Origin of the sequence: Streptomyces sannanensis, assembly GCF_039536205.1 — a bacterium.
In the GTDB taxonomy this organism is placed as follows: domain Bacteria; phylum Actinomycetota; class Actinomycetes; order Streptomycetales; family Streptomycetaceae; genus Streptomyces; species Streptomyces sannanensis.
Genome location: NZ_BAAAYL010000001.1, coordinates 2,571,833 through 2,585,150, shown reverse-complemented (window position 1 = coordinate 2,585,150; position 13,318 = coordinate 2,571,833). Strand labels below are relative to the sequence as shown.

At 69.9% G+C, this 13,318-nt stretch carries 9 protein-coding genes and 2 tRNA genes; 3 read left to right on the top strand and 8 right to left on the bottom strand.

Annotated elements, in window-relative coordinates; translation table 11 throughout:
- Positions 1–51 precede the first annotated feature (51 nt).
- The 3 genes from glxA to ABD858_RS12120 form a co-directional block, all read right to left on the bottom strand.
- Positions 52–1,989, bottom strand: a complete 1,938-nt coding sequence (glxA, locus tag ABD858_RS12130) for a radical copper oxidase GlxA (RefSeq protein WP_345036473.1) — start codon at positions 1,987–1,989, stop codon at positions 52–54.
- The gene (locus tag ABD858_RS12125) at positions 1,986–3,950 is read right to left on the bottom strand and encodes a glycosyltransferase family 2 protein (RefSeq protein ID WP_345036471.1); all 1,965 of its coding nucleotides are present in this window, start codon (positions 3,948–3,950) and stop codon (positions 1,986–1,988) included. Before ABD858_RS12125 ends, glxA begins: the two co-directional genes overlap by 4 nt.
- 416 nt (positions 3,951–4,366) lie before the next feature.
- A tRNA-Lys gene (locus tag ABD858_RS12120) sits at positions 4,367–4,440 on the bottom strand.
- Between the two features lie 146 nt (positions 4,441–4,586).
- Here ABD858_RS12120 and ABD858_RS12115 point away from each other — a divergent pair.
- Both ABD858_RS12115 and ABD858_RS12110 read left to right on the top strand, forming a co-directional pair.
- Complete coding sequence (locus ABD858_RS12115) at positions 4,587–6,128, top strand: peptidoglycan-binding protein (RefSeq protein WP_345044467.1); 1,542 nt, start codon at positions 4,587–4,589, stop codon at positions 6,126–6,128.
- A gap of 11 nt (positions 6,129–6,139) precedes the next feature.
- Positions 6,140–7,369, top strand: a complete 1,230-nt coding sequence (locus ABD858_RS12110) for an SPFH domain-containing protein (protein WP_425586191.1) — start codon at positions 6,140–6,142, stop codon at positions 7,367–7,369.
- 22 nt (positions 7,370–7,391) lie between these two features.
- Here the strand turns inward: ABD858_RS12110 and ABD858_RS12105 are convergent, their stop codons facing one another.
- From ABD858_RS12105 to ABD858_RS12090, 4 genes are all read right to left on the bottom strand, one after another.
- Positions 7,392–7,556, bottom strand: coding sequence for a hypothetical protein (locus ABD858_RS12105; protein WP_345036469.1), 165 nt, complete (start codon positions 7,554–7,556; stop codon positions 7,392–7,394).
- Positions 7,557–7,765: 209 nt separating this feature from the next.
- Positions 7,766–7,839, bottom strand: a tRNA-Lys gene (locus tag ABD858_RS12100).
- 72 nt (positions 7,840–7,911) lie between these two features.
- Positions 7,912–8,670 (bottom strand): IclR family transcriptional regulator, encoded by a 759-nt coding sequence (locus ABD858_RS12095; RefSeq protein WP_345036466.1) that lies wholly within the window; start codon positions 8,668–8,670, stop codon positions 7,912–7,914.
- A 152-nt stretch (positions 8,671–8,822) separates the two neighbouring features.
- The gene (locus tag ABD858_RS12090) at positions 8,823–10,241 is read right to left on the bottom strand and encodes an amidase (protein ID WP_345036464.1); all 1,419 of its coding nucleotides are present in this window, start codon (positions 10,239–10,241) and stop codon (positions 8,823–8,825) included.
- A 99-nt stretch (positions 10,242–10,340) separates the two neighbouring features.
- On the opposite strand from ABD858_RS12090, the gene ABD858_RS12085 reads away from it, so the two are divergent.
- Positions 10,341–11,408, top strand: coding sequence for an LLM class flavin-dependent oxidoreductase (locus ABD858_RS12085; RefSeq protein ID WP_345036462.1), 1,068 nt, complete (start codon positions 10,341–10,343; stop codon positions 11,406–11,408).
- A gap of 18 nt (positions 11,409–11,426) precedes the next feature.
- On the opposite strand, the gene ABD858_RS12080 is transcribed toward ABD858_RS12085, so the two are convergent.
- Positions 11,427–13,199 (bottom strand): putative bifunctional diguanylate cyclase/phosphodiesterase, encoded by a 1,773-nt coding sequence (locus ABD858_RS12080; RefSeq protein WP_345044464.1) that lies wholly within the window; start codon positions 13,197–13,199, stop codon positions 11,427–11,429.
- Positions 13,200–13,318: the final 119 nt, after the last annotated feature.

Here is a 13,318-nt window from a genome sequence, read left to right as displayed (position 1 = left end):
GGCGCCCCCCGGCCGGGGGGCGCCCTCCTCGTGCGACACACGCCCGCGCGCTTACGGCACGTAGACCCATTCCGCCTCGGACGGCGTGCCCTGGTCGTCGGTGACGAAGAGCATGTACCAGCCGGCGGGGACCAGCGAGCGGTTCTCCGGGACGGTGACCTCGATGCTGTCCGCGTTCTTCTTCATTTCCAGAGCGATGGAGCGCTGTTCCACGTCGGTGACATGGGTGACGGCGCTCGGGCGCATCAGCTTCGCGGACTTGATGGACGTGGAGTGCTGCGTCTGGAAGACGCCCGTGCCGCCGCGCCGGATGGTCTTGGAGCCCTTGTTCTCCAGCGAGGGACGGGCGTCCCGGAAGAGATAGGGCGGGGTGTAGATCTCGATGCGCTGCTCGAAGACGCCGGGCCTGGTGTTGTCCTTGTCGGCGAAGAGCGAGTCGGATCCGAAGATCATGACACGGCCGTCGGGCAGCAGCACCGAGCCGGAGTGGTAGTTGCGGCCCACTGCCGGGTCGGCGACCCGGGTGTAGGTGTCGGTCTTCGGGTTGTACATCCGCGCCTGGAGGATGTTGGAACCGCTGCGCCCGCGGTAGTCGTTGGAGCCGCCGGTGACGAGGATGGAGTCGTCGGGCAGCAGCGAGGCGCTCGGGTAGCGGGTGCCCTCGGCGAGCGAGGCGCCGTCCCTGAAGCGGGGCTCGGGGTCCTTGAGGTCGACCAGCCGGGACTTCTCACTGGACTTCTCGGACTCGCCGACGCCTCCGCCGCCGATGACCATGAACTTCTGGTCCTGGGCGGGCGGCAGCATGACGGAGGCCGAGGTCTCCATCTGGTCGGGGTCGCTCAGGCCCGGGACCTTGGTGAACTTGTTGCCCTTCAGATCCCAGATGCCGGGGTCGCGGCCGACGTCGGCAGGGCCGTAGCCGGCGTTGGAGCCGGTGTAGAAGAGCTTGCCGCTGTCCAGCAGGAAGATCGCCGGGTAGGTGGGGAACCTCCGCTCGAAGCCGGTGTACTTCCACTTCTTGGTCTTGGGATCGTAGATCTCGTCCTTGCCGGGGACGATCTGCCCGATCTCGTCGAGTCCGGAGAGCGAGAGGACCTTGCCGTCCTGGAGCGTGGTCAGCGTCGGGTACCAGCGGGCCTCGTTCATCGGGTCGACGGTGATGTACTTCTCCGCGACCGGGTCGAACTCGTAGGCCTCCCTGATGCCCTGGAAGTCCTTCTTGTCGAGCGCGAGTTTCTGGGCGATGCCGTAGACGTTGCGGGCGTCGGTGCCCTTCAGGCCCTGCACCCGGTAGTTGTCCTCGGTGCCGGTCTCGTACTTCTTGCCGGACCTCTGCGCCTCGACGTAGATACGGCCGAGGCCCGCCTCGGTGCGCAGGAACTTCCCGGTCTTCGGGTCGAAGATCTTCTTCGCCTTTTCGACCAGCACCGGGTCCTTGGAGACGAAGGTCCTGCCGTTCTCCTTGCCGGTGAACTTGGTGCCTGCGGGCAGGGTGATCGGCTTGTCCGGGTCCTCGTTGTGGACGATCATCAGGCCGCCGGCCTTGGTGACATCGCCCTTCAGCTTCTCGTACCGCTTGGTGCCACCCGCGACCAGCAGCTTTCCGTCGGGCAGCTGGGCGTGCCCGGCGCAGAACATGTCCTTGGGTGTGGGGATGTTCTTGAAGGTGTCGGTCGCCGGGTCCCACAGCACCGAGCGGAAGCTCTTGGCGTCGAAGTTCTTCTGGTTGTTGCCCGAGCCGGCGATCAGCAGCACCTTGCCGGTGTGGAGCAGGGCGGCGTGGATCGTATTGATCTTGTACTCGGCCGGGACGTCCAGGAAGTCCCAGTGCCCGTTCTCCGCCTTGTACTCCGGCCTGTTGATCTTGTAGTCGTGGTACTTCTGCGAGCTGTACCGGTACATGGCGGGCCCGTTCATCCCCGCCAGCGCAAGAACCACCGCCGCACTGATCGCCAGGCGGCGGGTGCGGCGGCTCGGTCGGTAGTTCATTTCTCACGTCCCCCAAGAGCGGTCTGCATGGTCTGGTCGGTCGCGGCCCAGCTGGGTTTGTGCTGCGGGGCGTGCGGCGCGTAGGGCGCATGCGGTGTGTGCGGCACGGGATCGGCCGCCTGCGACGGTGGGGGGACGTCCTGACGCTCGGGCTGTTCCCGCCGCTTCTTCTTCTCCGCGCGGACCGTGTAGCGCCAGCCGATGATCGGCGCCGCGGTGATCAGCAGGGCCAGGGAGGCCCAGGTGATCATCGCCGGGTGGTCGTGGCCGTTGAAGAAGGAGGCGATCAGGGACCCGCCGAAGACCAGGATGAAGAACAGATGGATGCGGAAGGTGCCGAAGAGGGTGTCCGGGCTGGACGAGTCACCCTTGGGGGTGACCACGAACTTGCTTTTGCGCCGCAGTACGGCGTCCATCAGGGAACGGGCGTAGATCGGCGCGGAGAGCGCGGACATCACCATGCCGGCCACACCGCCGGAGCCCTCGGGCTCGTGCGGCGAGACGTTGTGGCGGCGGTTCCAGATGTAGAGGCCGACCTGGAGCGCGGAGGCGTTGCCGTACAGCATCATCCAGATCGCGGGGTCGATCTGGACACCCGAGGCACCCATGCCCAGGAACAACGCACAGCTGAGGGCCGCGAGGATCCAGTTCAGGGCGGACATCGGGTAGAAGATGATCATCATCGTGTAGTTGAAGAACTTGCCCGGCGGCAGCGTGCCGAGGCCTCTCCAGTACTGCTTGAGGATCGTCTCGTACGTACCGCGCGACCAGCGCAGCTGCTGGGTGAAGAAGTCCGTCCAGGCTGACGGGCCCTCACCGACGGCCAGCACGTCAGGGGTGTAGACGGAGCGCCACTTGCGGCCGGTCTCCGGGTTCCTGGCGCGGTGCATCTCGAAGCCGGTGGCCATGTCCTCGGTGATCGAGTCGTACAGGCCGCCGATCTGCTTGATCGCCTTGATGCGTACGGCGTTGGACGTACCGACGAACATGGGAGCGCCGTAGCGGTTGCCGGCCCGCTGGATGAGCGCGTGGAAGAGGAACTGCTGCGACTCGGCGGCCTTGGTGACGAAGGTGTCGTAGTTGCCGTAGACCTGCGGGCCGATGACGAAGCCGACATTCGGGTCGCGGAAGTAGCCGAGCATCCGCTCCAGGTAGTTGGGCAGCGGTACGTGGTCGGTGTCCACGGACGCGAAGAAGTCGTAGTCGCCGCCGTGCGCCTGGAGCCAGGCGTTGTAGTTGCCGTGCTTGGTCTTGGCGCGGTGCGGGCCCTTGGCCTGGTTCCACTCCGGGACGCCCTTGCGGGAGAAGTGGTGCACGCCGAGGCGCTCGCAGACCTTCTTGACCTCGGGGTCGTCGCCCTCGTCCAGCAGCCAGACGTGCATCAGTCCGCGATGGCGGATCTTCACGGCCGCCTCGAGGGTCTTCGTCACCATCTCCAGGGGCTCCTTGCCCGGCACGAAGGAGGTGAGGAAGGCGACCCGGGTGCCGGTCTCCGGCACGACGGGGACGGGGTCACGGGCGACCAGGGTCGCGTGCGCGTTCGACAGGACGTTCATCGTGCGGAACAGCTCGATCAGACCGATCGAGACGAGCATGACGATGTCCAGGACGAGCAGCGTGCTGTCGTCGAGATTGGGGTCGCGCTCGGTCCAGTGGTCCGGCTGCATCAGCCAGACGAACAGGCCGAGCGAGACCAGTGGGGCCGCGCCCAGCAGCAGGGCCGCACGGATCCGGTGCGGTTCCTGGGAGATCAGTGAGCGGTACTGCACCTTGTAGGGCAGGTCCGGATCGGGCTGGGTCAGGGGCCCGGCGAGCCTGCTGTAATGCTCGTAGTCGTACCGCGGAAGCGCCTTTCTCGACAGGAGCCGGGATCCGCCGGACCTCAGCTGTCCGGGTATCCGAAGCTGGGTCGTCCGGGACGTGTCGTCGTTGTGCCTGGCGCCGGTAGGCGTCGACGTCATGAGTCATCCCCCCGCACGCATTGCTGGCTGCGTGTGTGTCGTCGGTTCTTCTCGCCCGGAAGCGGTCCCCCTCGACCGGGACCGGACGTGGATCAAATGACAGGCCACCGTCTCCGAAGACGGAGGACGATGGTCTTCCGGTTGCAGGATGCCCAGCCCGGCATCCGTTCATGAACGAGGTCCCCACCCCGCAGTCCGAGCAACCGGGCCGTACCCCCACTGTTCGGCTCCAACTCACAGAAGCCTTCGCCCTTTTGGAGCCAATGACTCCAGGATAGGGTGTCCGACCCACGTCTTGATCGCAAGGGTGAAAAAAGCAGTTTACCGGTCAAACGCATGCTTCGAGGGACGGTTGTGCACGCTCCGGAATATGCCACAGGCCTTCTCACGATCCGTGAGAAGGCCTGTGCTCTGCGTGCGCCGCCAGGGACTCGAACCCCGGACCCGCTGATTAAGAGTCAGCTGCTCTAACCAACTGAGCTAGCGGCGCCTGCTGACATGGATAACTCTACCCGACCTCAGGGGATGGTTCCGACCACCCGGCAACCGTTCCGGCTCGTCGGGTTGTCTTTTCATCCACTTCGGTCCGTCAAAATGCTATATGTCTGAGTAATTGAGAGACTGTCGCCCGTGCAGATGATCTCCAGGAACTTCACGATGCCGGTGTTCGAGGAATTCGAGCCCCTGATCGACTGCGGTTGCCCTGGCTGCGTCCAGCGGCGGCGTGAGCGCGGGCACACCCTGCCCCCGCGGGCCGGCGGCCACCCGGCCGCACGCGGCGCTCGCCGCGCCCTGGTGCTGGTCACCGCCGCGGGCATGGCCCTCGCCGGGGGCGGGGGATCCATCGCGGCGGCACACGCTCCGGCCGGCCGGTCGCACCCCGGACCGCCGCAGCCCGCCCGGGCGAACCCCCAGTCGGACACCCCGCAGGGCAGGGCGAGCGCGCTCCACGGCGGTCGCCAAGGCAACCCGGGCCCTCCACTCGGTCCGGCCGCGCTGCCCCGGACGACCCGGGCCGACATCATCAACCGCGCCAAGAAGTGGGTGGAGGCGTCGGTTCCGTACAGCATGTCGGGCTACTGGACGGACGGCTATCGCCAGGACTGCTCCGGATTCGTCTCGATGGCCTGGGGCCTCGGAGCCAACCAATGGACGGGCAGCCTCGCCCGCTTCGCGACACCGCTGAGGCTGGAAGAGCTGCAGCCGGGCGACATGCTGCTCTTCCACAACCCGGCCAATCCGATGAACGGCTCCCATGTCGTGATCTTCGGTGGCTGGACGGACTACCGGAAGACCTCCTACATCGCGTACGAGCAGACCAGGCCGCACACCCGCAAGCAGGTCACTCCCTACGCCTACTGGACCAACTCCGCCCGGTACGTTCCCTACCGCTACAAGGGCCTGATCACCGGTGGCGCCGCGGGACCGGCGAACACCCCGGCGTTCCCGGGCATCACGTACTTCGGCCCCGGTGCGGAGAACGTGCACATCACCCAGCTCGGCCAGATGCTGATCGAGCGCGGTGCCGAGAAGTACTACGGAGAGGGCCCGGGACCACACTGGGGCGACGCGGACCGGCTGGCCACCCAGGCGTTCCAGCGCGCCCAGGGCTGGAGCGGCGCCGACGCGAACGGGCTGCCGGGGCCCAGGACCTGGAAGCTGCTGGTCAGCGGGGTGGGCAAGAACATCCCGGGCGCGGGGCCGGCCTCGGGCCCGGCCTCGGGTTCGCTTGAGGCCTCGGGCCCGGCCTCGGGTTCGCTTGAGGCCTCGGGCCCGGCCTCGGGTTCGCTTGAGGCCTCGGGCCCGGCCTCGGGTTCGCTTGAGGCCTCGGGCCCGGCCTCGGGTTCGCTTGAGGCCTCGGGCCCGGCCTCGGGTTCGGCACCGGACCCGGCATCCGGCGGCGCGACCGCGATGGCCGCCCCCACCGAACCCACCGGTCCCACCGATTTCCCGGGCAGGGGGTACTTCCGGCCCGGTCAGTCCAATGCGTACGTCGAGAAGCTCGGCCGGCAGCTCCGGAAGAAGGGCTTCGGCTCCCACTACACATCCGGCCCGGCCCCGCGCTGGCACGAGGCCGACCGGCGCAACGTCGAGGCGTTCCAGCGCGCCCAGGGCTGGAGCGGCGCCGACGCGAACGGCTACCCCGGCCCCGAAACCTGGCGACGGCTCTTCGAATGACGGAGGCATCAATGCAGGGTCAACTTCCACCCCGTCCGGCACTCGAGGACGCACTCGAGGACGCACTCGAGGACACAGAGGAGCAACCGCCGGCCCGCCCGGCGTCCGAGGACGGACACTCCGGCCCGCCGGACGGAGAACGCCCCGACCGGAGTGCCGAGTCCGCGCGGCGGAGCGCGGTGATCAAGAACGAGACCACCGCCGAGATTCCCGTGCACCTCCTCTTCCGCGACGACACCGGCCCGGTCCCCACCGTGACGACGCGGCCGGCGCCGCGCGTCGATCAGCAGCGCCGCCCGCCCGCGCCCGCCGTGCCCACGCGCCCCGCGCCGCCGGCCGATCCGGGGCTGCGTGAGCACCAGGGGCACGCGCTGCCGGGCGTGGCGGCGGTGCTCGTCGGGGCCGCCGCGCTCGCCGGCTGCGGCGCGGTGATGTGGTGGGCGGGCGCGCTGCCCGATCCGCTGCGCACGATGCTCGGGGTTTCCGGCCGCCCGTACGAGGGGATCGGCCTCATCCACTGGGCGCTGCTGGTGCTCTGCGTGATGCTCGCGCTCTTCGCCTTCTGCGGGCTCGCACGTATGGGGGTCGGACAGGCCTGGGTGCTCACCCTCTACGGCGACTACCGGGGGAGCGTGCGGCGCACCGGACTGGTCTGGGTGAACCCGCTGCTGCTGCGCCGACAGGTGGACGTACGGCTGCGGCACTGGCGCAGTGAGCCGATGCCGGCCGTGGACGCGGACGGCACCGCGCTCGAGGTCGTCGTGCTGGTCGTCTGGCGGATCAGGGACACCGCGCGGGCGGCGTTCGGTGTGGCGGATCACGCCGTCTATCTGCGGGAGCAGGTCGAGGCGGTGCTGGCGAGGGTGCTCTCGCAGCTGCCGGCCGATGCCTTTCACGAGGACGCCCCGACGCTGCGCGATGCCGAGGCGGTGGGTGACGTGCTGACGCGGACGCTGAAGGCGGAGGCGGAGCCGGCCGGGATCGAGGTCTACTCGGCCCAGCCGACCCGTATCGAGTACGCGCCCGAGGTGGCCGCGGTGATGCAGCGGCGGCGGATCGCCGCGATCGACGCCAAGTGCCGGGACAGTGTGCTCACCTCGGTGGTGGACGCGGTGGAGGACACGATGGGCCGGCTGACCGGGCGCGGTCTCATCGAGCTCGACGACTACGAACGCAAGGCGATGGTGAAGGACCTGACGGTGGCCTTCTACACGGGCCTGGACGTCGCGAGGCCCCGCTAGGCCCCGGTGACCGGGGAACGGATCAGCCGGCCAGGGCCTGCTCCGCGTCCGGAGCGAGGCGTGCCGGGGTCTGCGTCGGCGCCGGGGTGTCGCGGTGGGCCGGGGTAGGGAACAGCCGCGGGGTCAGGACCGCCGCCACGGCCGGCAGCAGGGCGCCGCCGATCGAGGCGTACTGCAGGCCGTGCACGAAGGTGTACGCACGTATAGCACGTGTGTCAAACGTTCGCCTGGATCGACCGGCGCGGTGCGAGTCGCCGGAATGCCGTGACGGGGAGGAGAGGTGGGCGGACAGCCCACCTGCCGGCTGCCGGCGGGGTGAGGCCCGGTGATCCCGGCGTCGCGTCGCCGGCCACGACGAAAAAGCCCCCCGCTTGCGCGAGGGGCTTTCTCTGTCGGTGCGCCGCCAGGGACTCGAACCCCGGACCCGCTGATTAAGAGTCAGCTGCTCTAACCAACTGAGCTAGCGGCGCCTGCTGACAGAGTTAATACTACCTGGTTCCGAAGGGTGCCTCCGACCAGTCCCGCCGGCCGCACCGACGGGATCAGAGCACCAGCGAGAGCGCCATCGGGGCGGCCCTGCGGTTGAGCGTGTCGGCGGCCGAGCGCAGCCGGTGGGCGTGCTCGATCGGCAGGGACACGGCCAGGCAGCCCACCGCGGCGCCCGCCGTGAGGGGCACGGCCGCGCAGACCGTGCCCACCGCGTACTCCTGGAGGTCGAGCACCGGGACGGTGGGCGGCTGGCTGTCGAGCTTGGAGAAGAGCAGCCGCTCGCTGGTGATCGTCCGGGAGGTCAGTCGGGCGATCTTGTGTCGGGAGAGATGGTCGCGCCGTCCGTTCCGGTCGAGCTGGGTCAGCAGACACTTGCCGACCGCGCTGGCGTGCGCGGCGGAGCGGAAGTCCACCCACTCGTTGACCTTGGGGGTGTGCGGTCCGTCCGCGAACTGGGTGACCCTGACCTCGCCGTCGATGTAGCGGCTGATGTAGACCGCGGCTCCCACGGAGTCGCGCAGCTGGTCCAGGGTCCGCTGGAGCTTGGCCTCTATGGCTTCCTTGCGGGTGGCCCCCGAGCCGAGGAGGGCGAGTGAATCACCGGCCACGTACGCGCCGTCCGTCACCTGCTCCACATAGCCCTCGCTCAGGAGCATCCGCAGCATCGAGGTCAGATGAGCGGTGGGCAGACCGCATTCCCGGGCGATCTGGGCGTCGGACACCCCGCCGCCGTGCTTGGCGACCGTTTCCAGTACACGCAGGGCGTACTGCACCGAGTGGAACGGCGCAGTCGGCTCGGGCTTCAGGGCCACGATATCCCCCCAGCAGATCCAGCAGGTTGTGACCGTAAGCTTTGCGTATCCACGATAGCGGCCAAGTTCCTTCACCGTGATGGCTGTTGACAAGATTGCCGGCGCATGTCAGGCCCGCGGGCTGCGATTTAACAACGTGGCATATGCCAGGGTCATGGCGTGTGGGCAGAGGGAGGGGCCGGCGGCCCCGCCAACCCCGCCACCCCGGCTTCGTACAGGGCATGGGCCGCCCGCAGGACCACCGCGTCCCGGTGCCTCGCGGCGATCAGCTGTACGCCGATCGGCAGTCCGTCCGCGTCCACACCGCAGGGCACGGTCGCCGCAGGCTGCTGGGTGAGGTTGAAGGGGTAGGTGAAGGGGGTCCACCCGGTCCAGCGCCGGTGCCCCGACCCCCTCGGCACCTCGGCGCCCGCCTCGAACGCGGTGACCGGCAGCGTCGGTGTGATCAGCAGGTCGTACGCCGTATGGAAGCGCCCCATGCGCCGGCCCAGATCCGTCCGGACGTCCACGGCCGCCAGGTAGTCCAGCGCGCTGTACCGGGCGCCGAGCGCGCATATCTCCCGCAGCCCCGGGTCCAGCAGCTCCCGCTGTGCCGGCCCCAGTGGCTGTACCAGCCGTGCGGCCCCGCTGAACCACAGGGTGTGGAAGGCGTCCACCGGGTCGGCGATGTCCGGGTCCGTCTCCTCCACGTACGCCCCCAGCTCCGCCAACCGGCTCACGGCCGTCCGCACCGCGGCCGCGACGGCGGGACGCACCGCGACCTGACCGCCGAAGGACGGCGAATAGGCGATCCGCAGTCCCTCGACCCCTTCTGCCAGGGCGGGCGTGAGGGCCCGCGCCGGGCCCAGATGGGACCAGTCCCGCCAGTCCTCGCCGCTGATGACGTCCAGCAGCAGCGCGGCGTCCGCGGCGTCGCGGGCCATCGGACCCGCGTGGGAGAGCGTGCCGAAGGGACTGGCGGGGGCGATCGGTATCCGTCCGTACGTGGGCTTCATGCCGAAGATCCCGCAGAAGGCGGCGGGTATGCGGACCGAACCGCCGCCGTCCGTGCCGATGCTCAGCGGCCCCGCACCGAGCGCGACCGCGGCCGCGCTGCCCCCGCTCGAACCTCCCGCCGTCCGGGCCGTGTCGTACGGATTGCGGGTGATCCCCGTCAGCGGGGAGTCGGTGACGCCCTTCCAGCCGAACTCCGGGGTGGTCGTCTTGCCGAGGAGGACCGCGCCGTGCGCGCGCAGGCGGGCCACGGACGGGGCGTCCTCGGCCCAGCTGTTCCCGGCGCGTACCGTTCGCGAGCCGCGCAGGGTGGGGGCGCCGCGCGTCAGCAGCAGGTCTTTCACCGTGACCGGCACTCCGTCCAGCAGACCCGCGGGCTCCTTTCTGCGCCGGCGCTCGGTGGCTGCCTCGGCCTGCGCCAGGGCCTCTTCCGCGTCGACCCGGACGAAGGCGTTGACCAGGGGCTGCACCTGCTCGATCCGCTCCAGCGCGGCGCGGGTCGCCTCGACGGGGGAGAAGTCGCCGTTCTCGTAGCCGGCCAGCAGCCGGCGGGCTGTCAGATCCGCGAGTTCGGTCATGAGGGCCATCCCTACCCAAGGAAGAGCCCGGGGAATAAACCGGATACCGCCTCCGGTTGCTGTGGTCCGGACGAACCGACACCCAGGAGGCGCAGACCGGTGGACGCGATACGAGGAACGGCCGGGGGAACCGCACCCGTACCCCTGTCCGTACTGGACCTGGTGACGGTCGGCAGCGGCCGCACCGCGACCCAGGCACTGCGGACCAGCGTGGAGATCGCCAAGCTCGCCGAACGGCGCGGCTACCACCGCCACTGGGTCGCCGAACACCACTCCATGCCCGGCGTCGCCTCCTCGTCCCCCGCGGTGATCCTCGCCCACCTCGCCGCCCACACCGAGCGGATCCGGCTCGGCTCGGGCGGCGTCATGCTGCCCAACCACGCCCCGCTCGTGATCGCCGAACAATTCGGCACCCTGGAGGCGCTCGCCCCGGGCCGCGTCGACCTCGGTCTCGGCCGCGCGCCAGGCACGGACGGGGCGACGGCCGCCGCCCTGCGGCGCACCGACCGTCTCCACGAGGGCGCCGAGGACTTCCCGCAGCAGCTCGCCGAGCTGACCCGCTTCCTGGACGACGACTTCCCCGACGGCCATCCGTACTCCCGCATCCACGCGGTGCCGGGCCCCGTCCAGGGGCCGTCGGCCCGCCCGCCCGTCTGGCTGCTCGGTTCCTCGGGCTTCAGCGCCCGGCTGGCCGGGACGCTGGGCCTGCCGTTCGCCTTCGCCCACCACTTCTCGGCGGCGAACACCGTGCCGGCGCTGGACCTCTACCGGGACTCCTTCCGGCCCTCCGAGGTGCTCGACGCGCCCTACGCCCTGATCGGCGTCTCCGCGCTGGCCGCGGACGAGGACCGGGAGGCGCGGCGCCAGGTCCTGACCGGCGCCCTGTCGATGCTCCGCCTGCGCACCGGGCGGCCCGGGCTGATCCCGACGCCCGAGGAGGCCGAGGCGTACGCATTCAGTGCCCTGGAGCGGGAGTTCGTGGACAGCTGGCTCGGCAATGTCGTGCACGGCACGGCGGAGGAGGTACGGGCCGGGCTCGACGACCTTCAGAAGCGGACCGGTGCGGACGAGTTGATGCTCACGTCGAACGCGCACGGTTCCGAGGCCAGGGTGCGGTCGTACGAACTCATCGCGGACGTGTACGGGTTGCCCGGGGCAGCCGGGTGACGACCGCCGGTCCGGTCCTCACACGCCGGACAGGCTCGTGACCGACGTGGGGCCCGGGCTCGTGCCCAGCATCGCGGCGATACGGTCCGCGGTGACCGCCCGTGAGTAGAGCCAGCCCTGGCCCGTGTCGCAGCCGATCCTGCGCAGCCGGGCCGCCTGGCCCGCCGTTTCCACGCATTCCGCGGTGACCGTGAGCCCCAGCCGGTGCGCGAGCTGGACCATCGCTTCGACGATCGTCTCGTCGGCCGGGTTGGGGTGCACCCCCTCGTCGTACCGGAAACCTCGTACGAACGATCCGTCCAGCTTCAGCACGGAGACCGGCAGCCGGCTCAGGTACGCGAGGTTGGAGTAGCCCGTGCCGAAGTCGTCGATGGCGATGTGGACGCCCATGTCGCTCAGAGCCTGGAGGGCCTGGAGCGGCCGGCCGGCCGAGCCCATCACCGCGGACTCGGTCAGCTCCAGCTGGAGCAGCTGGGGCGCCAGCCCGGTGTCCGCGAGGATCTCGGCCACATCGGCGACCAGGTCGGAGTCCCAGACCTGACGTACCGCGACATTGACGCTGACGAAGATCGGCGGGGTGTCGGGGTGGTCGATCTGCCAGCGTCTGGCCTGTCGGCAGGCGGTCCGCAGCACCCAACGGCCCAGCTGGACGATCGATCCGTCCTCTTCGGCGATTCCGATGAACCGATTCGGCGTCAGCGTGCCGAACTGCGGGTGGTTCCAGCGGACCAGGGCCTCCACGCCCCGTACCGCCCCGTCCTCGAGGCTCACCAGCGGCTGGTACTCCAGGGCGAACTCGCCGTCCTCGATGGCCGGCCGGAGGGAGCTGGCCAGGGCCTGCCTTGTCATCCGGTGCGCGTTGCGCTCGGGGTCGAAGAGGGTCCAGCGGGCCTTTCCGTCGGCCTTGGCCCAGTACAGCGTGGTGTCGGCGGCCTGCATCAGCCCGGTGGCGCTCGTCCCGGCCGCGTCGCGTTCGACGACGCCGATGGACGCCGACACGGAGAGCCGCTGCCCGGCGAGGTCGAACGGCTGCTGGAGCGCGGCCAGTACGGATGTGGCGAGGTCGGCGAGTTGTTCCGTACCGGCGGAGTCCTCGACGAGGAGGGCGAACTCGTCGCCGCCGAGCCGGGCGACGAGGTGGCCGCCGGTGCGGGTGTAGCCGTCGCTGTCGGCACACTGGGTGAGCCGGTCGGCCACGGCGGTCAGCAGTTGGTCGCCCACATGGTGGCCGAGGGTGTCGTTGACGGCTTTGAAGCCGTCGAGGTCCAGGTAGCAGATGCCGATGCGGCCGGTGCCGCCGCCGCTCTCGGCGGGGGCGGTGAGCGCGGCGGAGAGCCGTTCGAAGAAGAGGGTGCGGTTCGGCAGCCGGGTGACCGGGTCGTGCATCTGGAGGTGGCGCACCTGCGCCTGGAGCTCCCGGCGGTCGCTGATGTCGGCGACCGACAGCAGTACCCGGCCGGTCCCGGGCACGGGAGCGACCGTGACCTCGGCCCACAGTGAGCGTCCGTCCGGGTGCTTGAGCCGCCGGGTGCAGCGGAAGCGGGTTCGCAGGCCGTGCAGCACCTCGTGGTAGGCGTCCCAGGTGCGGGAGTCGTCGCCGAGGTCGACGAGGTCGGCCGCGGTCCGGTCCCGCAGGGCGGTGCGTTCGGTGCCGAAGAGCTCGGCGAGGGCGTCGTTGGCGGCGACGACGAGGCCGTCGTCGCCGACGACGGCCATGGCGAGGCGGGCGGCGTTGAAGGCCGCCTGATAGTCGCGCTGGTGGCGCGGGTCGGTGGCAATCCGCCGCAGCATATGACGCTGCGTGACCGAAGAGGTGGCGGTGCCGGGGCTGGACCCCGTTTCTTCGGAGGTTCCGCTCACCGCTCGCTCCCGCGTGCGCTCGTCTTGTACAGGGGTCGTCCGGGAAAGTG

What these genes read in the sequence shown, in the direction of transcription:
- glxA (WP_345036473.1), bottom strand. Translation starts at nt 1,989, where the DNA reads ATGAACTACCGACCGAGCCGCCGCACCCGCCGCCTGGCGATCAGTGCG.
- ABD858_RS12090 (WP_345036464.1), bottom strand. Translation starts at nt 10,241, where the DNA reads ATGACCGAACTCGCGGATCTGACAGCCCGCCGGCTGCTGGCCGGCTAC.
- ABD858_RS12115 (WP_345044467.1), top strand. Translation starts at nt 4,587, where the DNA reads ATGATCTCCAGGAACTTCACGATGCCGGTGTTCGAGGAATTCGAGCCC.
- ABD858_RS12125 (WP_345036471.1), bottom strand. Translation starts at nt 3,950, where the DNA reads ATGACGTCGACGCCTACCGGCGCCAGGCACAACGACGACACGTCCCGG.
- ABD858_RS12110 (WP_425586191.1), top strand. Translation starts at nt 6,140, where the DNA reads ATGCAGGGTCAACTTCCACCCCGTCCGGCACTCGAGGACGCACTCGAG.
- ABD858_RS12080 (WP_345044464.1), bottom strand. Translation starts at nt 13,199, where the DNA reads ATGCTGCGGCGGATTGCCACCGACCCGCGCCACCAGCGCGACTATCAG.